This window comes from Silvimonas iriomotensis (assembly GCF_014645535.1).
Taxonomy (GTDB): Bacteria; Pseudomonadota; Gammaproteobacteria; order Burkholderiales; family Chitinibacteraceae; genus Silvimonas; species Silvimonas iriomotensis.
Genome location: NZ_BMLX01000001.1, coordinates 789,452 through 813,213 on the forward strand (window position 1 = coordinate 789,452; position 23,762 = coordinate 813,213).

A 23,762-nucleotide genomic window follows, 5' to 3' on the forward strand; every position below is an offset into this window, starting at 1 on the left:
AATGACCATCGTGGTTACCGGCGCTGCCGGGTTTATCGGTTCCAATCTCGTCAAGGCGCTGAACGAGCGCGGCGAAACCGACATCATCGCCGTGGACAACCTCACGCGGGGCGACAAGTTCCGCAATCTGGTCGATTGCCAGATTTCGCACTACGTCGACAAGAACGATTTCATTGCCGAGCTGGCCAGCGGCCGCTGGGACGGCCAGATCACCGCCATCCTGCATCAGGGTGCGTGTTCCGACACCATGGAACACAACGGCAAGTACATGATGGAAAACAACTATCAGTACACGCTGGGTCTGTTTGAGTGGTGCCAGGCTGAGGAAGTGCAGTTTCTGTACGCCTCCAGCGCCGCCACCTATGGCGCGGGCACTAACGGTTTTCATGAAGACCCGGAGTGTGAGTCGCCGCTGAACGTGTACGGCTACTCCAAACTGCTGTTTGATCAGGTGCTGCGCCAGCGCTGGGATGATCTGTCTGCCCAGGCCGTCGGTTTCCGTTATTTCAACGTGTACGGCGATCGTGAATGGCACAAGGAACGCATGGCGTCCGTGGCTTACCACCATTACAACCAGTATCGCCAGAACGGCAAGGTGAAACTGTTTGGCGAATACGGTGGTTACCCGGCGGGCGGCCATACCCGTGATTTCGTCTCGGTTGAAGACGTGGTCAAGGTCAACCTGTGGTTCCTGGATAACGCCGAAGTCTGCGGCGTGTACAACGTCGGCACTGGCCGTGCGCAACCGTTCAATGACGTGGCAACCTCGGTCATCAACACGTTCCGCCAGCACGAAGGCAAGTCGGTGCTGACGCTGGACCAGATCCTGTCTGAAGGTCTGCTGGAGTACACCGAATTTCCGGATGCACTCAAAGGCAAATACCAGAGCTTTACCGAGGCCGACCTGACCTTGCTGCGTGAATCCGGCTACGATCTGCCGTTCATGACGGTGGAAGAAGGCGTGCAGCGTTATGTGGAAACCCTGCTGCAGCGCGGTGCCTGATCGCATCCGGCAGGGCGTTTCACCGCAAAAAGCCGCATCATTTGATGCGGCTTTTTTGTTGGCGCGCGTGACTAGTCACTTTGCGCGCGGATCAACGAAGACTGCATGGCCGGGGCGTCTTCCTGCGCGGCCCGGCGCAGGTGATAGCGCTTGCGAAAGGCCGCTGGCGACATCGCTTTGGCCAGGCCGAACTGCTTGTAAAAGTGGCTCGGGCTGGGAAAGCCGCTTTCTTCTGCCACCAGTTGAATCGGCATCTGGGTGGTAATCAGCAAGTTGCAGGCATGACCGATCCGCAATTGCGCCAGCAGGCCGGTCATGCTGTCCTGCAATTGCTCACGCAACAATCGTTTGATCGTGGCTTCGCTGCTGCGTGTCACGCCCGCAAGGTCAGCCAGGGTGACGGGATCGCGGTAATGCTCGTGCAGCCAGGCCAGCGCGGTCTCTACGCGCTTGTCTTGATATTCCGGCGCGGGTGCGCCACCAATCAGGCGCGCTTCGTTGTCGCGCGGCAACTGGCCGAAAATCTGCAACAAACAACTGAGCCGATCCAGCCCGCGGCTTTGATGCAGCCGGTCAAACAGGGGCACCAGCCGGCGCGTACAGGCCTCGCTGATGACCACGCCTTGCTGTACTTTGCGCAGCCAGTCGGCAAACCCCGTCAGTTCTGGCAGGCCGCCAGTCGTCAGTTGCTCCAGCCATTCCCGCGTGAAAAAGATGACCTGCACCTCCTGGGTCTGCCCGTCGGCCCGGCTTTGGGCTTGCCAGGTGTGCGCCTGGTTGGGCGCGACCAGTGTCAGATCCAGCTCGCCAAAGGGCGCGACATCGCCGCCTACATAGCGCATGCCGCGGGCGCGGCGCGTCAGCGTCAGTTCGTATTCCGGGTGATAGTGCCAGGCAAAGGGAACTCGTTCTACCAGCAGGTGCTGGTAGTGCCAACGCTGGCCGAAGGTCTGCCCGACCATTTCACGTATAAGCATACGGGTTAAACCTTAGGGGTTCGAATGAGCTGATGATGGAGAAATTTGCACCATAACAGAACGCAAGTCCAGCCCTTGCGCCTAAGATGAAGGCATCTCTACCAACAGGCTCACGAGGCTGATATGCAGCAACATCGCGCACAGGCGTTTCTGTTCGACATGGACGGCACCCTGATTGATTCCCACATTCTGGTCGAACGGGTCTGGGAGGCGTGGTGCGCACGCTGCGACCTGAATCTGGATGACATCCGCCCCTATACCCACGGCGTGCGGACGGAAGACACGGTACGCATGGTGGCGCCGCATCTGGATGTCGCGACCGAAGTCGCGTGGATGGAAGAAATCGAGACTGACACCACGGGCGGCATTGCGCCGGTGCCCGGGGCCGACGTGTTCTTGCAAGCCATGCCGGCCGGCCGCTGGGCGGTTGTCACTTCGGCCTCCCGCCCGGTGCTTGATGCCCGGTTTGCGGCGTGCAATATGCAGTTGCCGGCGGTGGTGGTGACCTCGGAAGAAGTGGATCGCGGCAAGCCGGCGCCGGACCCGTATCTGCTGGCCGCGCGGCGGTTGGGGGTCGATCCGGCCCGCTGCATTGTGTTCGAAGACGCGCCTGCGGGCATGGCCTCGGCGCTGGCGGCGGGCTGCAAGGTGGTGCTGGTCGGTGATTTTATTTCGGATGAACCCGGCGTGATCGGCCACATTACAGACTTCGCCCAGCTTGAGTTTGCGGTAGATGGCGATCTCTTGCTGAGCGCGCCCGCGCCCGTACTCAAAGGCCTGCGCGCGATTGCGTAAGGCGGTCTGGCGCTTGTCTTCATCTGGTGTCTTCGCGCCGGATATCAGCCGCACTCCATGATAAGGGTATAATTGCCCGTATCACTGGAGTGCTGCATGTTCAAATACCTCGAAGATTTCGTCGGAAACACCCCGCTTGTTCGCCTCAAACGCTTGCCCGGCAATACCAGCAACATCGTACTGGTGAAGCTGGAAGGCAATAACCCGGCCGGTTCGGTCAAGGATCGCCCGGCGCTGTCCATGATCCGTCACGCGCAGGAACGCGGCACCATCAAGCCCGGTGACCGACTGGTCGAGGCCACCTCCGGCAACACCGGCATCGCGCTGGCCATGGCGGCCGCGATGATGGGGTATCGCATGACACTGATCATGGCCAAGAGCTCCAGTGTTGAACGCGTGCAGACCATGAAGGCCTTCGGGGCCGAAGTGATTCTGGCTGAATCCATGGAAGCCTCCCGCGATCTGGCCGCAGAAATGGTCAAAAACGGCGAAGGCGTGATGCTGGACCAGTTCGCCAATCCGGATAACCCGCTGGCCCATTACGAGACCACCGGCCCGGAAATCTGGCGCGATACTGAAGGCAAGATCACCCATTTTGTGTCCAGCATGGGCACCACCGGCACGGTGATGGGCACGCAGCGTTATCTCAAGGAACAAAATGCCGGCATCCAGATCATCGGGGTACAGCCGACTGATGGCGCGTCGATCGCCGGCATCCGCAAATGGCCGGCCGAATACGTGCCCGCCATCTGCGACTGGACCAAGCTTGACCGGGTGATGGAAGTGACCCAGCAAGAAGCCGAAGAAATGACCCGCCGGCTGGCGCGGGAAGAGGGCATCTTCGCCGGTGTGTCATCGGGCGGCGCGCTGGCCGCGGCATTGCGTTTGTCGGCTGAAGTCCAGAACGCGGTGATTGTGTCTATCGTATGTGACCGGGGCGACCGTTACCTCTCTACCGGGGTCTTCCCGGCATGAGTCGCAACAGCAATATCGCCATGGCGCCCGGCGTCAAGGAGGCGTGATGGTACCGGTTGATCTGCATTGTCATTCCAATTTCTCTGATGGTTTGCTGCCGCCCAAAGAGGTGGCCCGCAAGGCGGCCGAGCGCGGCTGCAAACTGTTTGCGCTGACCGATCACGACGACACGCGTGGCGTGGCGCTGGCGGCAGAAGAGGCTGCGCTGCACGGTATGCAGTTTCTCAACGGGGTCGAGGTGTCGGCCAGTTGGGGCAAATACACGCTGCACGTGGTCGGGCTGGATGTTGATCCGGCCAACCCGGCATTGAAAGCGGGCCTGGCCAGCGTGCGTGCCGGGCGGGATGCCCGCGCCCAGGCCATGAGCGACTCGCTGGCCCGCGTCGGGCTGGATAACGTGCTGGAAGGCGCGCGCAAATACGCCGAGAACCCGGAGATGATCAGCCGCACACACTTTGCGCGCTATCTGGTGGAGATCGGCGCGGCCAAAGACACCAAATCGGTGTTCAAGAAGTTTCTGGTGCGCGGCAAACCGGGTTATGTCGATCACGAATGGGCGCGCATGCACGAAGCCATCGACTGGATTCGCGCCGCTGGCGGTGTCGCCGTGCTGGCGCACCCGGGGCGCTACGAGATGGGCAATGAAACCATGCGTGTGCTGCTGACCGAGTTTCGCCGCCTTGGCGGCGAGGCAATCGAAGTGGTGTCAGGCAGCCACGGCGCGGCGGAAGTCGGGCGCTTTGGCCGGCTGGCGCAAGAGTTCGGTTTTCTGGCCTCATGCGGGACCGACTATCACGCCACCGGTGAAGGCGCGCGTGAGCCGGGCCTGAATCCGGAGTTGCCGATTGGCTGCGCACCGGTATGGGCCCGCTGGTTGCCGGAGGCCGCGTGAGCACGGTCGTGCTGTACGCGGCGATCTCGCTGGATGGCAAACTGGCGCGTCCGGATGGCGCGCTGGACTGGCTACCCCAGGTGGATGCCGCTAGCGGCGACGATTACGGCTATGGCGACTTCTACGCCAGCATTGATGCATTGGTCATGGGCCGCGCCACGTTTGATCAGGCGCGCACTTTTGGCGCCTGGCCGCACGCGGATCGGCCGTGTTACGTTTTCAGTCATCGCGCACTGTCATCCTTGCCCATGTCCAATACCATCCAGCGTGTCTGCGAGCCCGTGCCGGACTGGCTGGCGCGCATGGATCGTGCCGGTTATCAGCGTATCTGGCTGGTGGGCGGCGGCAAACTGGCGGCCGATTTCTTCACTGCCGGTTGCATTGATGAAATGATCCTGACCCTGGTGCCTGAGGTACTGGGCGAGGGGATTGATCTATTTGCCGGGCCGGCTGCGTCGTCCTGGCAACTCAAACAACAGCAAAGTCTCTCTGGCGGGCTGATCCAGTTACACTACCTGCGCAAACAATGACTTGCGCCGCTGGCACCCTGACCTCACATTGCATACATGGCCCAATTCTTCTCAGTACACCCGGAAAACCCGCAAGCCCGTCTGATCAAACAAGCCGCCGACATTGTCCGCAAGGGCGGTTTGATCGTGTATCCAACCGACTCATGCTATGCGCTGGGTTGCCGGCTGGATGACAAAGACGCGCTGGAGCGCATCCGCCGTATCCGCCAGCTGGATGACAAGCACCATTTCACCCTGGTTTGCCACGATCTGTCGCAACTGGGCACTTATGCACGCGTGGATAACCGTACGTACCGCATGCTGAAAAGTGCAACACCAGGCAGCTATACCTTCATCCTGCAAGCCACCAAAGAAACGCCGCGCCGGGTGTGGAACCCCAAGAAACAAACCATTGGCCTCAGAGTGCCGCAGCACCCGGTGGCACTGGCTTTGCTTGAAGAAATGGGCGAGCCCTTGTTGTCATCGACACTGATCTTGCCAGGCGACGAATTTGCCCTGACCGATGTCTGGGATATCCGTGACCGGCTGGAGCACGACGTGGATCTGGTCATTGATGGCGGCTACTGCGGTATTGAACCTTCCACCGTGGTAGACCTCTCTGGTGAAGCGCCAGTGGTCTTGCGGGTGGGTCAGGGCGATCCGGTTCCGTTTGGCGGCTGACAAATACACCACACGCCTGCATGGGCGCGGGCCGGTTTCCGTGCGATGATGCAGCGCGGTAGCACCCGGCCAGAAAAAACAGTACTGAACGTGACGCGCGGCCTGTGGCCGGCGCACTTAACCGGTCAAGGCTTCAATGGATATTTCCTCTTTTATTCAGAACATCTGTATTTACGCGCTGCCCGTGCTGTTTGCCATTACGCTGCACGAAGCGGCCCACGCCTACGCGGCGCGCCACTTTGGTGATCCCACGGCGTACCTGATGGGGCGCATGACGCTGAACCCGGTCAAGCATATCGACCCGCTGGGCACCATTGCCTTGCCGCTGTTGTGCCTGTTGTTGCCGGGCAGTTTCCTGTTTGGCTGGGCCAAACCGGTGCCGGTCAACTTTGCCGGTTTGCGCAATCCCAAAAAAGACATGCGCTGGGTGGCGCTGGCCGGCCCGGCCGCCAACCTGGTGATGATGCTGGCCTGGACGCTGGTACTGGGCCTGGTGCTGCGCGCGGCCGAGGGCGATTTTGTCTACCCCCTGCGGCAGATGGCGCAGGCCGGGGTGCAGATCAATATCGTGCTGATGATCCTGAACCTGATCCCGATTCCGCCACTGGATGGCGGCCGGGTGCTGATTTCGATTTTGCCCGATGGCGCAGCGCGCAAGCTGGCCCGCATTGAGCCTTATGGCATGATCATCTTGCTGGTGCTGATGTTCACCAAGGTGCTCTTTATCATCATGGTGCCGTTCATGAACATCTGTTATCTGTTTGTGAATCACCTACTGCGGCTATTTAGCTGATTTATTTTCAGCATTTCCAGCATTTGCAGTCATAAAAAGTAATAATAAAACCACTTTGAATTCAAGGATTTGAAATGTTTCCCGATCGTGTTCTCTCTGGCATGCGCCCGACCGGCAAGCTGCATCTCGGTCATTATCACGGCGTGCTCAAGAACTGGGTCAAGCTGCAAAGCGAATACGAATGCTTTTTCATGGTGGCAGACCTGCATGCGCTGACCACCGCGTATGACGATGTCTCTGTCATCGAAAAAAGCGTCTGGGATATGGTTATCGACTGGATTGCCGCCGGCGTAGACCCGGCGCAGGCCACCATCTTCATTCAAAGCCGGGTGCCGGAACACGCAGAACTGCACTTGTTGCTGTCCATGATTACGCCGCTGCCGTGGCTGGAACGCGTTCCCACCTACAAAGACCAGATCGAGAAACTGGCCAGCAAAGACCTGGGCACCTATGGCTTTCTGGGTTACCCCTTGCTGCAGTCGGCCGATATCCTGCTTTACCGCGGCACCATGGTGCCAGTGGGTGAAGATCAGGTGCCGCACGTTGAAATCACGCGTGAAATTGCCCGCCGTTTCAATCACATGTTCGGCAAAGAGCCCAACTTTGCCGAGAAAGCCGAAGCGGCCATCAAGAAAATGGGTGGCAAGAAAGGCAAATTGTACGAAGACCTGCGCACCCGTTATCAGCAAGAAGGCGATGTCGAAGCGCTGGAATCTGCCCGCGCCATGCTGGCCGACACGCAGAACCTGAGCCATGGTGATCGCGAGCGCCTGTTTGGTTACCTGGAAGGCGGCGGCAAGATGATCCTGCCTGAATCCCAGCCGCTGCTGACCACCGCCTCGCGCATGCCGGGGCTGGATGGCGCCAAGATGTCCAAGTCGTACGGCAACACCATCAGCCTGCGGGAAGACCCGGAAACCGTCACCAAGAAAATCCGCCAGATGCCGACCGACCCGGCGCGCGTACGCCGGACCGATGTGGGCGACCCGGAAAAATGCCCGGTCTGGCAGCTGCATCAGGTTTATTCCACCGAAGACACCCGCCAGTGGGTTGTTCAAGGCTGTACCACCGCCGGCATCGGCTGTATTGAGTGCAAACAGCCGGTGATTGATGGCGTGCTGGCCGAACAAAAACCCATGTTTGAGCGCGCCCAGCCTTATCTGGAAGACCCGACGCTGATCCGCAACCTGGTGGCCGATGGCTGTGAGCGCGCTCGTGATCTGGCGCGTGAGACCATGCGCGACGTGCGTGAAGCCATGGGCCTGGCCTACGATTAAGCCGCCCGGCTGCGCTGAATGACCGACATGAACGCCGTGACTACGCCACCCGTAGAAGAAACCGTTGCGCTCGACCCTGCCGCCGCTGCAGTGGCCGAGGCTGCGGTGCTGGCGCACGTCTTTGGCGAGGCCGTTACCGAATACCCGCAGGATTTGTATATCCCGCCTGATGCCTTGCGCGTGCTGCTGGACGCATTTGAAGGCCCGCTGGACCTCTTGCTGTATTTGATCCGCAAGCAGAACATCGACATCCTCGATATCCCCATGGCGCGCGTTACCGCGCAGTACATGGAGTACGTCGATGCCATGCGGGTGGACCGGCTGGAGCTGGCGGCCGAGTACCTCTTGATGGCGGCGATGCTGATTGAGATCAAATCCCGTTTGCTGCTGCCCAAACCGGCGGTAGACGCCGACGGTGAAGAGATTGACCCGCGCGCCGAACTGGTCCGCCGCTTGCTGGAATACGAACAAGTCAAACTGGCCGCCTATGAACTGGACCAGTTGCCGCAGGCCGGGCGCGACTTCCAGCTGGTGACCGTGCTGTTTGAAAAAGACATGGTCGTGCGGCTGCCAGATGTCCGTGCAGAAGACCTCAAAACCGCGTGGCTGGCCATTCTGGCGCGCGCCAAACGCAACAAGAGCCACACCGTCAAACCGGACGAACTCTCGGTGCGCGAGCAGATGACGCATATCCTCAAACTCTTGCAGGACGGCCGTTACGCCCGTTTTGAAACGCTGTTTGACACCACCCGCGGCGTGCCGCTGCTGGTGGTCACTTTTATTGCCGTGCTTGAGCTGGTCAAGGAAAAATACATACACGTCAACCAGGACGAGGGCTTTGCGCCCATTTACGTCTGCCTGGCTGGCGCATCCTCCACCGAAGTCATGCCGTTGCCGCCTGAAGCCTGATCATGAGTGCACCTGAAGCCGAAGCCGGCTTGTACGATCGCGTCCATATGCAAAAAGTGCTCGAAACCGCCTTGCTGGTGGCAGTGGAGCCCTTGTCGCTCAACACGCTCAAAACGCTGTTTGCCGAGGATGTCTCTGGCCAGTTGCTCAACAGCCTGCTTGAGGAAATCCAGCAGGCCTGGAATGGCCGTGGCGTCGAGCTGATCAAGCTGGCATCCGGCTGGCGCTTTCGGGCGCGGCTGGACATGCAGCCCTATCTGGAGCGGCTGAACCCGGAAAAGCCGCCGCGTTACTCGCGTGCGGTAATGGAAACGCTGGCGATCGTGGCCTACAAACAGCCGGTAACGCGTGGCGATATTGAAGAAATCCGCGGCGTGACCGTATCGAGCCAGATCATCCAGACGCTCAAGGAGCGTGGCTGGCTGGATGTGATCGGCCACAAGGAAGTACCCGGCCGGCCAGAATTGCTGGGCACCACCCGCCAGTTTCTGGATGACCTGGGGCTGGCCAGCCTGTCGGCGCTGCCGCCGCTGCAAGAACTGGGCAACCTGGTGTTGCCGGAACCCGAAGCGCCGGCCGCAGGCTGATCCGGTCGCAATGCCGGCGGGCCTCACTTCGCCGGATACAAACCCGGGCGCTCTGTTAAAATCCCCCCTTTGTCCCTCACTTTGGTTAAACCATGCTGAACGTCTACAACACGCTCGCGCGCGAGAAACAGGAATTCGTACCCATCACCCCAGGCCTTGTGAAGATGTATGTCTGCGGCATGACGGTGTACGACTACTGTCACCTCGGCCACGGTCGTGTCATGGTGGTGTTCGACATGGTGTCCCGCTGGCTCAAGGCTTCGGGCTATGAAGTCGACTACGTGCGCAACATCACGGATATCGACGACAAGATCATCAAGCGCGCTGCTGAAAACGGCGAAACCATTGGTCAACTGACCACGCGCTTTATCGACGCCATGAACGAAGACGCCGACGCGCTGGGCGTAAAGCGCCCGTCGCACGCCCCCAAGGCGACCGAGCACATTGATGGCATGCTGGCGCTGATCGGCCAGTTGGTCGAAAAGGGCCTGGCTTACCCGGCGCCCAATGGCGACGTGTATTACGCCGTTGGCAAGTTCCCCGGCTACGGCAAGCTCTCTGGCAAGTCGCTGGAAGACTTGCGCGCGGGCGAGCGCGTTGAGGTTGATCCCAACAAGCAGCACCCGATGGATTTCGTGCTGTGGAAAGCGGCAAAGCCGGGCGAACCGGCATGGGATTCGCTGTGGGGTCCGGGCCGTCCGGGCTGGCACATTGAGTGCTCGGCAATGAGTTGCCATCACCTGGGCGAGCATTTCGACATTCACGGCGGCGGCGAAGATCTGCAGTTCCCGCACCATGAAAACGAGATCGCCCAGTCTGAAGGCGCACATGATCACAAATACGTGAACTACTGGCTGCACAATGGCTTCATCCGCGTGGATGACGAGAAAATGTCCAAATCGCTGGGCAATTTCTTCACCATCCGCGACATCCTCAAGAAATACGATGCCGAAGTGGTGCGCTTTTTCATTCTGCGCGCGCATTACCGCTCGCCGCTGAACTACAGCGATGCGCATCTGGATGACGCCAAAAACGCGCTGACCCGCCTGTACACGTCGCTGAAGAATGTGGCGCCGGCTGAGGTGAAACTGGACTGGTCGCAAGGCTACGCCGCACGTTTCAAGGCCGCCATGGATGACGATTTTGGCACCACGGAAGCCGTCGCCGTGCTGTTTGAACTGGCGCACGAGGCCAACAAGCAGCAGTCCGCTCAGCTGGCGGGTGAACTGAAAGCGCTGGCCAGTGTGCTGGGTTTGCTGGAACGTGATCCACAGGCCTTCTTGCAAGGTGGTTCGCAGGAAGGTGAACTGAGCGCAGAAGCGATTGACGATCTGATCGTGCAACGCAAGGCGGCCCGCGCTGCCAAAAACTTTGCCGAGTCTGATCGTATCCGTGACGCGCTGACCGCGGCTGGCGTGGTGCTGGAAGACGGCCCGCAAGGCACCACCTGGCGCCGTGCCTGATTGATCGCCTGATTCATGCGTACCGACAAAAAAGCCGATCTGTTGATCGGCTTTTTTAATGGGCAAACAGGGGTGAATCTGCTCGCGTCAGCGCATTTCCGGACTATTGCGGGCGGCGTTCAGATCACGCGTGTTCTTTTGCACGGCAATGGCGCCAAACAAGGCCAGAATGAATGCCATGCCATAAAAGCCTTTTTCGCTGAGTGCCAGCGTCGCGTTATATAAACCCACGCCCAACAGCAATGCGGCAATGGTCAGTGACAGCCAGCAAATACCAAAATAAAGCCCGGTGACCGGAATGTCTTCCAGCCGGTCGCGCACGCTCTTTTGCAGCGATACCGCGGCAAACAGGCCGTATAGCAGCACGGTAAAGTAATAAACTTTTTCATTGAGTTGCATATTGGCATTCCATAACCCGGCCAGAAATGCCAGAAAGCCGGCCAGTAAAGCAACCCATGAAGCGGCAACAAAAGCGCCCGATGGTTTATGCATCTGATTGTTCAAATGAGTCTCCCGGATTTATTGTTGGTTATTGCAAGCTTTGCGTAGCGCAAGTGTCATTGAATTGGCTATATCGGCATGGCTGCCTCACCGCGCCGGGCCAATCGTGTTGCAAAGTTGCACGTATTAAACGCCGCGCCAGGGGAAAACCAGGGGTCTCTGTCGTTAATGGCTTGCGGATAATGCCCCTTGATATCCATACAGGCATCAGGTGAGGAGAAAACATGCTGGAAGTCATTGCCCACGAGGGTGGGGTTCGCGAGTTGCGCCTGGCGCGTGCGCCGGTGAATGCGCTGGGTCCGGAATTGCTGCGCGCGCTGCGCCAGCAACTACAGGTCGCTATCGATGAAGGCGTTAGCGGTGTCGTGCTGTCTGGCGCGCAAGGTATTTTCTCGGCCGGGCTGGACGTGCCAGGTTTGCTCAAGCTCGATCGCGCTGGTTTTACTGCTGCCATGGATGACTTCTTCGGTCTGTTTGCCGCGCTGGCCGCCAGCCCGGTGCCAGTGGTGTCGGCCATTACCGGCCATAGCCCGGCAGGCGGCGCGGTGCTGTCCATTTTCTGTGATTACCGCATCATGGCTGAGGGCGACTATCGCATCGGCCTGAACGAGGTGCAGGTTGGCCTGGTGGCGCCGGAATGCGTACAGAATGCGCTGCGTCGCCTTGTGGGCGAATACCGCGCCGAGCGCCTGCTGGTGGCGGGCAGCATGATCACCGCCAGCGAAGCGCTGGCGTTTGGCATGGTAGATGAACTCAAACCGCTGGCCGATGTGATCCCCGCAGCGGTAGCCTGGTTGCAGGCACTTGGCCGTTTGCCATGCCAGGCTATGCTGAAGACACGCCACATTGCGCGCGCAGGGTTGCGGGCGCCGTTTGAAGCGGGGTTTGACCTGGATGCTTTTGTGGCGGAATGGTATCTGCCGGAAACCCAGGCGGTACTGGAAGCCCTGGTTGCCCGGCTTAAAAAATAAGCAGCCTGGTAAATGCATCGCGCAATGCAATCGCACCCTCGCCGGATGGAGGAATCAGACAGTTTGTAAGGTTTTTGCTTTCAAAGTGTCTCTTTATGGGCTGATTTGCTGCCTGGCTTAAGTTGCCTCGCTATGATAATGGCATGGGGGATAAAGCATGCCGGCCACATTCAAGAACCGTTTTCAGCTTTTACGCATTTTGGGAGAGGGCCAGCAAGGCCGCATCTGGCTTGCGCATGATACGCAGGCCGGGCGGGATGTTGCCGTACGCCTTGGGGTAAAAGGAGACGACGATGCGGTTGGCCTGCAGCACCCGGGGCTGGTGACGTTGCTGGAACAGGTCGAGGCCGAAGACCAACCGGCACTGGTTTACGAGTACGTGCAGGGTACGCGGCTGGAAGGCCAGTATTTTACGGTATCCACGGCGGTTGATCTGCTGATTGACCTGCTCGATACCCTGGCCACGTTGCATGCTGCCGGTCTGGTGCATGGTCACGTCAATGCGCATAACGTGGTCATGGATGCGCAACACCGTCCACGCTTGATGGATGTGGGTAATGGCCGCGGTTCGGTGCAGGGCGATCTGCAGGCGGCCGGGCAGTTGTTTTACACTATGCTGACAGAGCGACCGGCGCCGGGCCAGCCTGCGGGCGCAGCCAAACGGGCCGAGCTGGATGGCGTGCTGGAGCAGCTTTTTGCCAGCATGCAGCAGGCCAAGTCCCCGGGTGCGGACGCGCTGCGTGATGCACTGCGCGACTGGCGGGGCGATCATCGCGGCACGGCGGCAGAAGCCACCACCGGCACGCTGGATTTCTTGCTGCGCCGCATGCGCCATACCAGTGATTTTCCGGCCCTGTCGCAGGCCATCAGTGCCATCAACAAGATCAACCAGGGTGATTCAGAGCGCCTGCAGGTGTTGTCCAGCGTGATCCTCAATGACTTTTCGCTGGTCAACAAACTGCTGCGCATTGTGAACTCTGCCAGTTATGGCCAGTACGGCGGCACCATCAGCACCATCTCCCGCGCCATTGTCATTCTGGGTTTCGATACCATCCGCAATCTGGCAACTTCGCTGCTGCTGTTTGAGCATATGAACAGCAAGTCGCACGCGGCCCAGTTGCGCGAAGGCGTGCTGCAAGCGTTTTACGGCGGGCTGCTGGCGCGGCAGATTGCGCAGGAATGCGGCTCACGCGAGGCAGAAGAATCACTGATCTGCGGCATGTTCAGCCACCTCGGGCGTTTGCTGACTATCTACTATTTTCCGGAAGAGTTTCGCGAGATATCCCGTCGCGTGTTCGGCGGCATCAGCGAAGAAGCGGCGGTGATCGCCGTGCTGGGCTTGTCGTGGGATGAGTTGGGCATGGGTGTGGCGCGCAGCTGGTTGTTTCCGGATCGCATCATCAACGCCATGCGGCCCTTGCCCGAAGGGATGGTCCGCGAGCCGTCCAGCCCCAACGAGCGCCTGCGCGCCTATGCCAATCTGAGCGCGCGGCTGGTGCCCCTGGTGGGGCAGCCACCCTCCAAACTGGCGGAGCCGACCCGGCTGTTTGCACCAGCCACCGGGCTGGATTTGCGCGATATCCAGCGCCTGATGAAAGAAGCCGCCGCGTCGCTGCAAGGTTATCTGGGCGCGATCGGGGTCGATCCGCGCAGCAGCGTGTTCCTGCAGACATTGCTGCGTGAAGGCACCGAGAGCAGTCATCAGGACACGCTGGAAGACCTGGTGCTGGCGACGGCACCGCAAACGGGTAGTGATCCGGCCTCGGTGTTGTCGGCTGGTGTGCAGGATATTACCCAGTCGCTGGTCAGCAATTTCAATCTGAATGACGTGCTGCGCATGATCCTGGAAGCCATGTACCGGGGCATCGGGTTTGATCGGGTGTTGTTCTGTACGCGTGATGCCAAAAAGCCCGTGGTCGCCGCGCGGTTTGGCTTTGGCAGCGATATTGGCACCATTGCGCCGCTGTTTCAGGTGGACCTGGCCAGCGGCAAGAGCGATGTTTTTCAGGCGGCGCTGGAGCGCAATCTGGATGTGCTGATCGAGGATGTGGATGCGCCCAATATCGCATTGCATGTGCCGGCCTGGTATCGCCAGCAGATTGGTGCGGGCACGTTTGTGTTGTTCCCGATCAAGGTGGGCGAGCGCATGCTGGGGTTTTTCTATGGCGACAAACAAGATGCCGGTTCGTTGAAAATTGAAGCCAACGCACTCAACCTGTTGAAAACATTGCGCAACCAGGCTGTGCTGGCCATCCGCACGCGCCAGTAAATTGCGTACGGGCAGGGCGCAGACGTAAAAAAACCGGGCGAGGAACACCCGGTTTTTTTTGATGCATCCGTCACATCACACCAGCAAGCAAGCGGCCTCGCCGCCGCTGGCCACGCCGTGCAGTTGCGGCGCGGTCTGGGCGCATTGCAGTTGCACTTTGGGGCAGCGCGTGCGGAACACGCAGCCAGACGGCGGGTTGATCGGCGAAGGCAACTCGCCGCTGAGGATCTGGATGACCTTGTTCTGCTCGGCTTTCGGGTCCGGCAGCGGAATGGCCGACATCAGCGCCTGGGTGTACGGGTGCGTAGGCTGGTCGTACAAGGCGTGCTTGCCGGCCAGTTCCATGACGTGACCCAGGTACATCACCAGCACGCGATCGCTGATGTGTTTCACCACCGCCAGATCATGCGCGATGAAGATGAGCGAGAGGCCCATTTCACGCTGCAACTCTTTGAGCAGGTTGATGATCTGTGCCTGGATCGACACATCCAGCGCCGAGACCGGTTCATCACAAATCACCAGTTTCGGTTCCAGGATCAGTGCACGGGCAATGCCGATACGCTGCGCCTGACCGCCCGAGAACTCGTGCGGATAGCGGTTGATCTGCTGTTCACGCAGGCCTACGCGCACCATCATCTTTTTGACGCGGTCCATGACTTCGTCTTTGGACAGCTCTGGGCGATGCGTGCGCAGCGGCTCGCCAATGATCTGGGCCACGGTCATGCGCGGGTTCAGCGATGCCAGCGGGTCCTGGAAGATCATCTGGATATCTTTGCGCGCCGCCTGCCATTCGGCATGGCTGGCACCGCGCATTTCCTTGCCCATCCAGACAATGCTGCCGTCGGTGGCCGGGATCAGGTTGAGCATGGCGCGCGACAGGGTGGACTTGCCGCAGCCCGATTCACCCACGATGCCCAGCGTTTCGCCTTCAAACAGGTCAAACGATACGCCGTCAACCGCCTTGAGCGTGCGCGGGGCTTGCCACGGCCAGTTGTTGCCCTGGCGTACCTTGAAGTGCACCTTGACGTCACGCACCGACAGAATGGTTTTGCGTTGTTCAGACATGGGCCGGCTCCTTGTGTTTGAGCGCAATGACTTCAGCCCCGGTCTTGTGGCAGGCGCGCAGCACTTGCGGTTGATCGGCCGCAGCCACCAGCGGCGGCATGTCGGTCTTGCAGCGGTCATCGGCCAGCGAGCAACGCTCGCTGAACGGGCAGCCGGCGGGCATGTGCGCCATGTTGGGCGGATTGCCCGGAATGGACACCAGCTCGCTGCCTTCATGATCCAGGCGCGGCAGGGCGTTCAGCAAACCAATGGTGTACGGGTGGGTCGGGCGATAGAAGATGTCGTCCGCGCTGCCGTATTCCATGGTGCGGCCACCGTACATGACCATGACCTTGTCGCAGACGCCGGCCACAACGCCCAGATCGTGCGTGATCATGATGATGGAGGTGCCGAAATCGCGCTGCAGATCCTTCAGAAGACTGATGATCTGCGCCTGTACGGTCACGTCCAGCGCGGTGGTGGGTTCGTCGGCGACCAGGATTTCCGGCTCGCACAACAGCGCCATGGCGATCATCACGCGCTGGCGCATGCCGCCGGAGAACTCGTGCGGGTACATGTTGACGCGGCGCGCGGCTTCCGGAATTTTCACCGCTTCAAGCAGTTCAATGGCACGGGCTTTGGCCTGCTTGCGGCTCATGCCCTTGTGCAGTTCCAGCACTTCCGTCATCTGGCGTTCAACGGTCAGATACGGGTTCAGCGAGGTCATCGGGTCCTGGAAAATCATGGAGATACGATCGCCACGAATGCCGTTCAATTGCTTCGGCGTCATTTCCAGCAGGTTCTTGCCTTCAAACATGGCCTCGCCCGTGGTCTGGCCGTTTTTGGCCAGCAGGCCCATCAGCGCCAGCACGGTCTGGCTTTTGCCAGAGCCGGATTCGCCAACGATACCAATGGTTTTACCGCGTTCCAGTTCGAAATTGACGCCGTTGACCGCACTGATCACGCCGTCGGGCGTCGTGAAACGAACGCCCAGATTCTTGACTTGCAACAGACTCATGGCGGACCTCAGCGATCTTTCGGGTCAAATGCGTCACGCAGACCGTCGCCAATGTAATTGACGCAAGACAGCGTGAGACACAGGAACAGGGACGGGAACAGCAGCATCCACGGCGTGGCATCCATCTTGCCAACCGAGTCGCCAATCAAGGCGCCCCAGCTGGTCATGGGTTCTTGCACGCCCAGGCCCAGGAAAGACAGCACGGATTCGGTCAGGATCACGCCCGGCACGGTCACCGTGGTGTAGATCGCCACAATGCCCAAGAGGTTAGGCACGATATGGCTGAAGATGATCCGCGATGTCGGCACGCCAATGGCATGGGCGGCTTCGACAAACTCACGCGATTTAAGCGTCAGTGTCTGACCCCGCACCACACGGGCGGTATCCAGCCAGGAGAACACGGCAATGGTGATAATCACCAGATAAAACTCGCGGCCGAACAGCGTCATCATCAGGATGGCGATCACCAGATACGGTACCGCGTACATCATGTCGACAATCCGCATCATGACCGAGTCGGTCTTGCCACCCAGAAAGCCGGCTACGGCGCCCCAGGCAATGCCGATCGCCACGCTGGCCAGGGTGCCCAACAAGCCCACCAGCAAAGAGATACGGCCACCAATCAAGGTACGCACCAGGATATCGCGACCCAGTTCGTCAGTGCCGAACCAGTGTGTGCCAGCCCAGGTCGGGGGCATGCTGATCGCAGCCCAGTCGGTATCGTCAAAGGCGTTGGGCAGCATTATCGGCCCGAAAATACAGGCCAGGGTAATGATGACCATCAACACGGTGCTGATCACAGCAGCCTTGTTGCGGGAATAACGGCGGCGGGCGTCGGCCCAGGGGCTGCGCCCCTGAACGCTGGCCAGCGGCAGATCACTGATCGCGCCAGCCACCGCAAGTTGTTTGCGTTTGAAAAGCATGGGGCAACCTCAGTAACGAATGCGTGGGTCGAGCGCTGCGTAGATCAGGTCGACCAGCAAGTTGAACAGCACGGCAATCACGGTGATCAGGATCACGAGGCCCAGCACCAGCGTGTAATCGCGGTTGGAGGCACCGTTGACGATCAGCTTGCCAAGGCCAGGCAGCGCAAACACGGTTTCCGTTACCACGGCAGCCGTGATCGAACTGATGGCCAGCGGGCCGAGGACGGATGCCACCGGGATCAGGGCCGGCTTGAGCGCATGGCGGAACACGATGGTCCGCATGGGCAAGCCTTTGGCGCGTGCTGTTCTGATGAAGTTGCTTGTCATCGTTTCGACAAGACCGGCGCGCATAATGCGGCCGATGGTGGCGATGTTAATGATGGTCAGCAAGATGATAGGCAGGATCATGTACCTTACAGAGCCGTCCCAGCCGCCTGCCGGCAAAAAGCCATTGCCATCAGGATGCTTGAGCCAGATCGCAAAGATCAGGATCAGCACCGGCCCCAGAACGAAGGAAGGGACGGTGTTGCCGATGTTGCCTAAAAACATCACTACATAGTCGACCATGCTGTTCTGGCGCAACGCCGCGGCAATGCCAAGGCCCACACCAACCACCAGCGCAATGATCATGGATGTGCCGCCAATGGACAGCGAAACGGGCAGGGCTTGCGCCACCAGCGCGTTCACGCTCCAGTCCGCATAGCGGAAGGAGGCACCCAGATCGCCGTGCAGCAGATCTTTCAGGTAATAGAGATATTGCTTCCACAGCGGCAAATCCAGATGGTACTTGGCCTGCAAATTGGCCAATACCGCCGGGGAAACCTGACGTTCGCTATCAAACGGACCACCAGGGGTGAGGTGGAGCATCACATAGCAAAGCGTGACAACGGCCAATACCGTGGGGATCGCCCACAATACGCGCCGGAAAATATATGACCACATTTGTTCTTCTTCCCAACCGGACGACAAAAAGGCGCGCTCCGTAGAGCCGCGCCATTATTCCAGAAATCAACAATCACAGGATGCAGCCGTGACTGACGGGCACAAACGGGTAATACCGTATTGCGACGTCACGGCCGTAATCCTGTCGTGTTGATCCGGGTCAGTGTTTGATGATGTAGAAGTCCTGGGTCAGGTAATCGTCAAGATAGTTGGTGTTGGTGTAACCACCGACATAAGACTTGACCAGACGGGCCTTGGAGTACTGGAACATCGGGATGACCGCGTAGTCGTCCATGGCGGTCTGCATGGCCTTGGAGTAGGCGGCAGTGCGCTTGGCGGCGTCGGTTTGCTGGTTGCCTTCGGCAATCAGGCCATCCACGGTCTTGCTGCAGTAGAAGGTGTCGTTCTGGGCGCTGCCGCAACGAACCAGGTCAAGGAAGGTGGTGGCGTCGTTGTAGTCGGCAATCCAGGCGTTGCGGGCCAGTTGATAGCTGCCGTCATGACGGGTCTTCACGAACACCTTGAACTCCTGGTTTTCCATGCTGGTAGCCAGACCCAGTTTGGTTTTCCATTCCGAGGCCAAAAAGAGCGAAATCTTTTTGTGCATCTCGTTGGTGTTGTAGGTGATCTTCAGGTTGAGTGGCTTCTTGCCCGGGCCGTAGCCGGCATCAGACAACAGCTTTTTGGCTTCGGCCACGCGCTGGGCCATCGGCTCTTTGGCCCACGGGTAGGTGGTCGGCGTGCCGGCGTTGGTGCCTTTCACAAACAGGCTATAGGCCGGCGTTTCGCCGTTGCCGGTGACTTTTTGCGTGAGAATGTCACGGTCGATCACCATGGAGAGCGCCTGACGTACGCGCTTGTCCTGGAATTCCGGCAGCTTGTTGTTCAGGTTGAAGTAGTACACACCCAGCCACGGGGTGTTGCGCAACTCGTTACCGAATTGCGACTTGAGCGAGGCGTAAATGCCGGTCGGGATCTCATCCGTCCAGTCCACTTCGCCAGACTTGTACATCTTGAGTGCGGTGTCGTCGCTCTCGGTCGGGTTGTAGGTCACTTTGGTGACCACAACCGACTTGGCATTCCAGTAGTTCGGGTTCTTTACCAGCACAACGCGGTTGTTCGGTACCCACTCCGACAGCATATAAGCGCCGTTGGACACCATCTTGCCCGGCTTGACCCAATCCTTGCCGTTCTTGTCGATCGCGTCTTTCTTCAGCGGCGCCATATTGCCCATGGCCACAAGGCCCGGCAGGAAGGGCACCACATCGGTGGTCTTCACTTCCAGGGTGTATTTGTCGATGGCTTTCACGCCCAGTTCTTTGGGCTGCTTCTTGCCGTTGACGATGTCTTTGGCGTTCAGGATGAACTCATGCAGGATGGTGTACTTGGAGCCGGTTTTCGGGTCCACGGTGCGTTGCCAGGAGTACACAAAATCATCGGCGGTAACAGGGCTGCCATCAGAGAACTTTGCATCTTTGCGCAGCTTGAATACCCAGGTGCGCGGATCGGTTTCTTTCCAGCTTTCGGCTACGCCAGGCTGGATAGAGCCATCGGCGCCGTTGCGGGTCAGGCCTTCAAACAGATCGCTGTCGATGTAGTTGGCCGGCTTGGTTTCATACAAGGACGGATCGAGCGAATCGGGTTCCGTACCGTTGTGGCGTACCAGTTCCTGTTTGTCTGCCAGTTTGACGCCTGCCGGCACGTTCGCGGCCAGTGCGGTCAGGCCTGACAGCCCGAGTGTTGCGGCAAGGGCCGCTGCAATGATTTTGCGATTCATAAAGTGCAACTCCTGACCAATCGTGTTGGCGTTTTTGATTCGTTGTTTCGCTGGCGCGCGGGTGGTACGCAAGCGAACGCCTGTATCTGATGACATCGTTGTTGCCGCCAGCGCAAAAGCTGACGGCAACGGTTGCGTATTCTAGAACAATTCGATCAGACCGAAGCTGATAACTTTGCTGTCGCCGGATTTTGTTGCGGACCAGCCATCAGTCCCCGCCGAGCTTTGAAAACCGTTCTGGTCGCGGTTGCGGATATAGGCCGCTTCCACATAGGCAATCGTGTGTTTGCTCAGGTTGTAGTCAGTACCGATTTCAAACTGGTCTGCCGCCTTGAGGTCGGCACCCGTGTTGAACTTGCCGGCAAACTGACGTACATAACCCGCGCGCGGTGTCCACGGCCCAACGGTGTATTGCGCCATCAGCAACATGCTGTCGCGTTTCATGTCTGATGCATCCGGATTGAACGCCGGCGCGTTGGCCAGATCCTGTTTTGCGTGCTGGTAAAGGCCGCCCACAATCAGGTTTTTAACCGGATAAACCTGTGCGCCCAGCATCCAGGAACTCATGCTCTTGCCGCTGGCGGCCGTTGGCGCGTACCAGCCACCCTCCGTGAGGTCAGACAAGTCGCGCCCCGCATTGCCAAAGCGCTGGTAAATGCCGTATAGCGCAAACCATTCATGGCTGTATTTGGCCGATGCCGCGTAACCGTGAAACTGATCGTTTGCGCCATCCTTGAACTGATAGTCGCCCTTGAGTACCAGCCCGCCCAGGTTGGGCGAGGTGTAAAACACCGAACTGGTCGGGAACGACTTGTAAGTGCTGTCGTTGAAGGTGCTGACCAGTGTGGTGTTGGACTCGAACAAGTCAAAGTCATCCATCATTTGCGAATAAGTGGATTTGGACTTGCCGGCGCGAAATGACCCCAGACGCTCATCAGACAGGCCAATCCACGCCTCGCGGCTACCCCATTCGCCGCCATGCGCGGCCATGTATTGATAGACATTCCAGTTCAGATAGCTGCCGTTATCCAGTTTGTCTGAACCCTTGAAACCCACACGCGTGCCAATGTCCTGGTAGTAGGCGTGGTTGCCCACGTTGCCGCCGTTATTGCCGTAATCGATGGAGCCTTGGGCGATGCCGTAAAGGGTAACGTCAGCGGCAGCGGGCAGGGCGGCGAGGGCACCCAGGCTGGCCAGCAATGCGCTGATCATGTTCTTTTTCATGCTTGTCTCTCTGTGTTGATGTGTCGTTGCCATGGCGGCGACGGGACGACGATCTTTTCACGGGAGACAAACGTGTTTCTGCAGGAAAAACTGCCGCTTGCAGTGCGTTTTCAGTAAATGGAATTGCTCAATTCGAGAGGACTTTTGCGGGGTTTACGGCAATGTTGCAGGTGGTGGGGTGATTGGTTTGGGCTGGTCTTCTGGATGTTTTTCAGATTGTTGATTTTAAAATGAAAAAATCCGTATTTACGGATTTTTGATCGAACACTTTCGTAATTTGGGCGCGCAAATTTTTGAGAAAACCGGATTCAGGAGAATCCCTGATTTTGATTGGCGGCGCTGACCGCTGTGGTGAATTTGCATGCAATCAAAAGCGGTGGCTGACCCGGAATTGATATCGATCAAAAGTGCTTTGCCCCAACGCTGATCATTGTTGAACCGGGTGCGGGTAAAGACGTAAAAAAACCGGCCACCTTGCGATGACCGGTTTTTCTTGCAATGCCGCCAGTGCTGACGGCAAACGCTGGAGTGCTTAGAACCACTCAGCGTGGAAGATGCCTTCCTTGTCGGTGCGCTCGAACGTGTGAGCACCGAAGTAGTCGCGCTGGGCCTGGATCAGGTTGGCCGGCAGACGCTCAGCGCGGTAGCTGTCGTAGTAGCTGATGGCAGAGCCGAAGGTCGGCACGGCGATACCAGCTTGAACAGCAGCAGCAACCACTTCACGCAGGGCAGCCTGGTACTCGTTGGCAACGCCAGCGAAGTACGGGTCCAGCAGCAGGTTGGTCAGGCTCGGGTTCTTCTTGTATGCATCGGTGATGTTCTGCAGGAAGCCCGAACGGATGATGCAACCAGCGCGGAAGATCTGGGCGATTTCGCCGTATTGCAGATCCCAGCCGCTTTCGTCAGATTGGGCACGCATCTGGGCAAAGCCCTGAGCGTACGAAGCAATCTTGGACAGGTACAGCGCGCGACGCACGGCTTCAATGAAAGCGGCCTTGTCGGCGATGGCTGGCTTGGAAGCCGGGCCCTTCAGTACCTTGGCGGCCTGAACGCGTTCTTTCTTCAGTGCGGAGATGAAACGTGCGAACACGGATTCAGTGATCAGGGGCAGCGGTACGCCCAGGTCCAGTGCGGACTTGGAAGTCCACTTGCCGGTACCCTTTTGACCAGCCTGGTCCAGGATCACGTCAACCAGTTCCTTGCCGGTGTCTTCGTCTTTCTTCTTGAAGATGTTGGCAGTGATTTCAACCAGGAAGCTGTCCAGCTCGCCCTTGTTCCAGTCGGCGAATACGTCGGCCAGTTCGGCGTTGGTCAGACCCAGTACGTTCTTCAGGATGTCGTAGGCTTCAGCGATCAGCTGCATGTCGCCGTATTCAATACCGTTGTGAACCATCTTCACATAGTGGCCAGCGCCATCCGGGCCGATGTAGGCCACGCACGGTTCGCCATCCGGAGCCTTCGCAGCGATTTGCGTCAGGATCGGAGCCACCAGTTGGTAAGCTTCTTTCTGGCCGCCCGGCATGATGGACGGGCCCTTCAGGGCGCCTTCTTCGCCGCCGGAAACACCGGTGCCGATGAAGTTGAAGCCCAGGTCCGACAGCTCCTTGTTGCGACGGATAGTGTCGGTGTACAGGGTGTTGCCGCCATCAATAATGATGTCGCCCTTGGCCAGCAGCGGCTTGAGTTGGTCGATGGTGGCATCGGTAGCGGTACCGGCCTTCACCATCAGCAAAATGCGGCGGGGAGTTTCGAGCGAAGCAACGAAATCTTCCAGGGTCTGGTACGGAACCAGTTTCTTGCCCGGGTTTTCTGCAACCACTTCTTCGGTCTTGTCGAACGAGCGGTTGTAGATGGATACCGTGTGACCACGGCTTTCGATGTTCAGCGCCAGATTGCGGCCCATGACCGCCATGCCGATAACGCCGATTTGTTGCTTGGACATTTCTTCTGCTCCTGTCGATGCGCGTATTCGTGCGAATCGCGCCTGTTCTCAAGATGGAACCGGCCTCGTGGGCCAAACTTGCCAATACAGACCACCACTTTGTGCGGCCGGTTGCATTGCAAAACAAGGGGTCTTTTGCCGGTAAAGGCAGATGCTGCACAGATGGCACTTGTAACAGCTGACCCTCTATTTTCTGCCGGGGCGGGGGAGCAAACCGCGCTTTCCAGAAATGACAGAGACCCGAGGCGACTGACAGTGTCAGGCCGCACCAAGGGGCTGGTATCACT

General features: G+C 58.9%; 22 protein-coding genes. 13 read left to right on the forward strand and 9 right to left on the reverse strand.

From position 1 onward, the window contains the following. The first annotated feature begins 1 nt into the window (after window position 1). Window positions 2-1,003, forward strand: a complete 1,002-nt coding sequence (gene rfaD, locus IEX57_RS03550) for an ADP-glyceromanno-heptose 6-epimerase (protein WP_188702391.1) — start codon at window positions 2-4, stop codon at window positions 1,001-1,003. Between the two features lie 71 nt (window positions 1,004-1,074). Here rfaD and IEX57_RS03555 read toward each other — a convergent pair whose 3' ends face one another. Next, window positions 1,075-1,980 (reverse strand): helix-turn-helix domain-containing protein, encoded by a 906-nt coding sequence (locus IEX57_RS03555; RefSeq protein WP_229708662.1) that lies wholly within the window; start codon window positions 1,978-1,980, stop codon window positions 1,075-1,077. 123 nt (window positions 1,981-2,103) lie between these two features. On the opposite strand from IEX57_RS03555, the gene IEX57_RS03560 reads away from it, so the two are divergent. The 10 genes from IEX57_RS03560 (at window position 2,104) to cysS (ending at window position 10,861) form a co-directional block, all read left to right on the forward strand. After that, window positions 2,104-2,775 (forward strand): HAD family hydrolase, encoded by a 672-nt coding sequence (locus IEX57_RS03560; protein ID WP_188702392.1) that lies wholly within the window; start codon window positions 2,104-2,106, stop codon window positions 2,773-2,775. Window positions 2,776-2,871: 96 nt separating this feature from the next. After that, window positions 2,872-3,750 (forward strand): cysteine synthase CysM, encoded by an 879-nt coding sequence (cysM, locus tag IEX57_RS03565; protein WP_188702394.1) that lies wholly within the window; start codon window positions 2,872-2,874, stop codon window positions 3,748-3,750. Window positions 3,751-3,796: 46 nt separating this feature from the next. Continuing rightward, window positions 3,797-4,642, forward strand: coding sequence for a 3',5'-nucleoside bisphosphate phosphatase (locus IEX57_RS03570; RefSeq protein WP_188702396.1), 846 nt, complete (start codon window positions 3,797-3,799; stop codon window positions 4,640-4,642). Then, the gene (locus IEX57_RS03575; RefSeq protein ID WP_188702397.1) at window positions 4,639-5,172 is read left to right on the forward strand and encodes a dihydrofolate reductase family protein; all 534 of its coding nucleotides are present in this window, start codon (window positions 4,639-4,641) and stop codon (window positions 5,170-5,172) included. The genes IEX57_RS03570 and IEX57_RS03575 overlap by 4 nt, the downstream gene beginning before the upstream one ends. 36 nt (window positions 5,173-5,208) lie before the next feature. Continuing rightward, the gene (locus tag IEX57_RS03580) at window positions 5,209-5,832 is read left to right on the forward strand and encodes an L-threonylcarbamoyladenylate synthase (protein WP_188702400.1); all 624 of its coding nucleotides are present in this window, start codon (window positions 5,209-5,211) and stop codon (window positions 5,830-5,832) included. Between the two features lie 136 nt (window positions 5,833-5,968). Next, window positions 5,969-6,625: a site-2 protease family protein gene (locus IEX57_RS03585; protein ID WP_188702402.1), complete on the forward strand. Its 657-nt coding sequence runs from the start codon at window positions 5,969-5,971 to the stop codon at window positions 6,623-6,625. Window positions 6,626-6,699: 74 nt separating this feature from the next. Beyond that, window positions 6,700-7,902 carry a tryptophan--tRNA ligase gene (locus tag IEX57_RS03590; RefSeq protein ID WP_188702403.1) on the forward strand — a complete coding sequence of 401 codons (1,203 nt, stop codon included), beginning with the start codon at window positions 6,700-6,702 and terminating at the stop codon, window positions 7,900-7,902. An 18-nt stretch (window positions 7,903-7,920) separates the two neighbouring features. Continuing rightward, complete coding sequence (locus IEX57_RS03595) at window positions 7,921-8,811, forward strand: segregation and condensation protein A (protein ID WP_188702405.1); 891 nt, start codon at window positions 7,921-7,923, stop codon at window positions 8,809-8,811. Window positions 8,812-8,813: 2 nt separating this feature from the next. Beyond that, window positions 8,814-9,398: an SMC-Scp complex subunit ScpB gene (gene scpB / locus IEX57_RS03600; protein ID WP_188702407.1), complete on the forward strand. Its 585-nt coding sequence runs from the start codon at window positions 8,814-8,816 to the stop codon at window positions 9,396-9,398. A gap of 92 nt (window positions 9,399-9,490) precedes the next feature. Then, a complete protein-coding gene (gene cysS, locus IEX57_RS03605; RefSeq protein WP_188702408.1) occupies window positions 9,491-10,861 on the forward strand; it encodes a cysteine--tRNA ligase in 1,371 nt (456 codons plus the stop codon). An 87-nt stretch (window positions 10,862-10,948) separates the two neighbouring features. Here cysS and yiaA read toward each other — a convergent pair whose 3' ends face one another. Next, window positions 10,949-11,353, reverse strand: coding sequence for an inner membrane protein YiaA (yiaA, locus tag IEX57_RS03610; protein ID WP_188702410.1), 405 nt, complete (start codon window positions 11,351-11,353; stop codon window positions 10,949-10,951). A 233-nt stretch (window positions 11,354-11,586) separates the two neighbouring features. On the opposite strand from yiaA, the gene IEX57_RS03615 reads away from it, so the two are divergent. Together IEX57_RS03615 and IEX57_RS03620 are read left to right on the forward strand one after the other, a co-directional pair. Beyond that, window positions 11,587-12,333: an enoyl-CoA hydratase/isomerase family protein gene (locus tag IEX57_RS03615; protein WP_188702412.1), complete on the forward strand. Its 747-nt coding sequence runs from the start codon at window positions 11,587-11,589 to the stop codon at window positions 12,331-12,333. Window positions 12,334-12,490: 157 nt separating this feature from the next. Next, window positions 12,491-14,602: an HDOD domain-containing protein gene (locus tag IEX57_RS03620; protein ID WP_188702414.1), complete on the forward strand. Its 2,112-nt coding sequence runs from the start codon at window positions 12,491-12,493 to the stop codon at window positions 14,600-14,602. Window positions 14,603-14,677: 75 nt separating this feature from the next. Here the strand turns inward: IEX57_RS03620 and oppF are convergent, their stop codons facing one another. The 7 genes from oppF to gnd form a co-directional block, all read right to left on the reverse strand. Beyond that, window positions 14,678-15,667, reverse strand: coding sequence for a murein tripeptide/oligopeptide ABC transporter ATP binding protein OppF (gene oppF / locus IEX57_RS03625; protein ID WP_188702416.1), 990 nt, complete (start codon window positions 15,665-15,667; stop codon window positions 14,678-14,680). Continuing rightward, complete coding sequence (locus IEX57_RS03630) at window positions 15,660-16,664, reverse strand: oligopeptide/dipeptide ABC transporter ATP-binding protein (RefSeq protein ID WP_188702418.1); 1,005 nt, start codon at window positions 16,662-16,664, stop codon at window positions 15,660-15,662. The genes oppF and IEX57_RS03630 overlap by 8 nt, the downstream gene beginning before the upstream one ends. An 8-nt stretch (window positions 16,665-16,672) precedes the next feature. Next, window positions 16,673-17,587, reverse strand: coding sequence for an ABC transporter permease subunit (locus IEX57_RS03635; protein ID WP_188702420.1), 915 nt, complete (start codon window positions 17,585-17,587; stop codon window positions 16,673-16,675). A gap of 9 nt (window positions 17,588-17,596) precedes the next feature. After that, entirely contained in the window at window positions 17,597-18,532 is a 936-nt protein-coding gene (oppB, locus tag IEX57_RS03640) for an oligopeptide ABC transporter permease OppB (protein ID WP_188702422.1), read from the reverse strand. A 160-nt stretch (window positions 18,533-18,692) separates the two neighbouring features. Continuing rightward, window positions 18,693-20,309: a peptide ABC transporter substrate-binding protein gene (locus tag IEX57_RS03645; protein WP_188702424.1), complete on the reverse strand. Its 1,617-nt coding sequence runs from the start codon at window positions 20,307-20,309 to the stop codon at window positions 18,693-18,695. A 141-nt stretch (window positions 20,310-20,450) separates the two neighbouring features. Further along, window positions 20,451-21,533 (reverse strand): porin, encoded by a 1,083-nt coding sequence (locus IEX57_RS03650; RefSeq protein WP_188702426.1) that lies wholly within the window; start codon window positions 21,531-21,533, stop codon window positions 20,451-20,453. Between the two features lie 532 nt (window positions 21,534-22,065). Next, window positions 22,066-23,475, reverse strand: coding sequence for an NADP-dependent phosphogluconate dehydrogenase (gnd, locus tag IEX57_RS03655; protein WP_188702428.1), 1,410 nt, complete (start codon window positions 23,473-23,475; stop codon window positions 22,066-22,068). Window positions 23,476-23,762 lie beyond the last annotated feature (287 nt).

Excerpts from the sequence above, each read along its gene's own strand:
- rfaD (WP_188702391.1), top strand. The coding sequence starts at position 2 with ATGACCATCGTGGTTACCGGCGCTGCCGGGTTTATCGGTTCCAATCTC.
- IEX57_RS03555 (WP_229708662.1), bottom strand. The coding sequence starts at position 1,980 with ATGCTTATACGTGAAATGGTCGGGCAGACCTTCGGCCAGCGTTGGCAC.
- IEX57_RS03560 (WP_188702392.1), top strand. The coding sequence starts at position 2,104 with ATGCAGCAACATCGCGCACAGGCGTTTCTGTTCGACATGGACGGCACC.
- cysM (WP_188702394.1), top strand. The coding sequence starts at position 2,872 with ATGTTCAAATACCTCGAAGATTTCGTCGGAAACACCCCGCTTGTTCGC.
- IEX57_RS03570 (WP_188702396.1), top strand. The coding sequence starts at position 3,797 with ATGGTACCGGTTGATCTGCATTGTCATTCCAATTTCTCTGATGGTTTG.
- IEX57_RS03580 (WP_188702400.1), top strand. The coding sequence starts at position 5,209 with ATGGCCCAATTCTTCTCAGTACACCCGGAAAACCCGCAAGCCCGTCTG.
- IEX57_RS03585 (WP_188702402.1), top strand. The coding sequence starts at position 5,969 with ATGGATATTTCCTCTTTTATTCAGAACATCTGTATTTACGCGCTGCCC.
- IEX57_RS03590 (WP_188702403.1), top strand. The coding sequence starts at position 6,700 with ATGTTTCCCGATCGTGTTCTCTCTGGCATGCGCCCGACCGGCAAGCTG.
- IEX57_RS03595 (WP_188702405.1), top strand. The coding sequence starts at position 7,921 with ATGACCGACATGAACGCCGTGACTACGCCACCCGTAGAAGAAACCGTT.
- scpB (WP_188702407.1), top strand. The coding sequence starts at position 8,814 with ATGAGTGCACCTGAAGCCGAAGCCGGCTTGTACGATCGCGTCCATATG.
- cysS (WP_188702408.1), top strand. The coding sequence starts at position 9,491 with ATGCTGAACGTCTACAACACGCTCGCGCGCGAGAAACAGGAATTCGTA.
- yiaA (WP_188702410.1), bottom strand. The coding sequence starts at position 11,353 with ATGCATAAACCATCGGGCGCTTTTGTTGCCGCTTCATGGGTTGCTTTA.
- IEX57_RS03615 (WP_188702412.1), top strand. The coding sequence starts at position 11,587 with ATGCTGGAAGTCATTGCCCACGAGGGTGGGGTTCGCGAGTTGCGCCTG.
- IEX57_RS03620 (WP_188702414.1), top strand. The coding sequence starts at position 12,491 with ATGCCGGCCACATTCAAGAACCGTTTTCAGCTTTTACGCATTTTGGGA.
- oppF (WP_188702416.1), bottom strand. The coding sequence starts at position 15,667 with ATGTCTGAACAACGCAAAACCATTCTGTCGGTGCGTGACGTCAAGGTG.
- IEX57_RS03630 (WP_188702418.1), bottom strand. The coding sequence starts at position 16,664 with ATGAGTCTGTTGCAAGTCAAGAATCTGGGCGTTCGTTTCACGACGCCC.
- IEX57_RS03635 (WP_188702420.1), bottom strand. The coding sequence starts at position 17,587 with ATGCTTTTCAAACGCAAACAACTTGCGGTGGCTGGCGCGATCAGTGAT.
- oppB (WP_188702422.1), bottom strand. The coding sequence starts at position 18,532 with ATGTGGTCATATATTTTCCGGCGCGTATTGTGGGCGATCCCCACGGTA.
- IEX57_RS03645 (WP_188702424.1), bottom strand. The coding sequence starts at position 20,309 with ATGAATCGCAAAATCATTGCAGCGGCCCTTGCCGCAACACTCGGGCTG.
- IEX57_RS03650 (WP_188702426.1), bottom strand. The coding sequence starts at position 21,533 with ATGAAAAAGAACATGATCAGCGCATTGCTGGCCAGCCTGGGTGCCCTC.
- gnd (WP_188702428.1), bottom strand. The coding sequence starts at position 23,475 with ATGTCCAAGCAACAAATCGGCGTTATCGGCATGGCGGTCATGGGCCGC.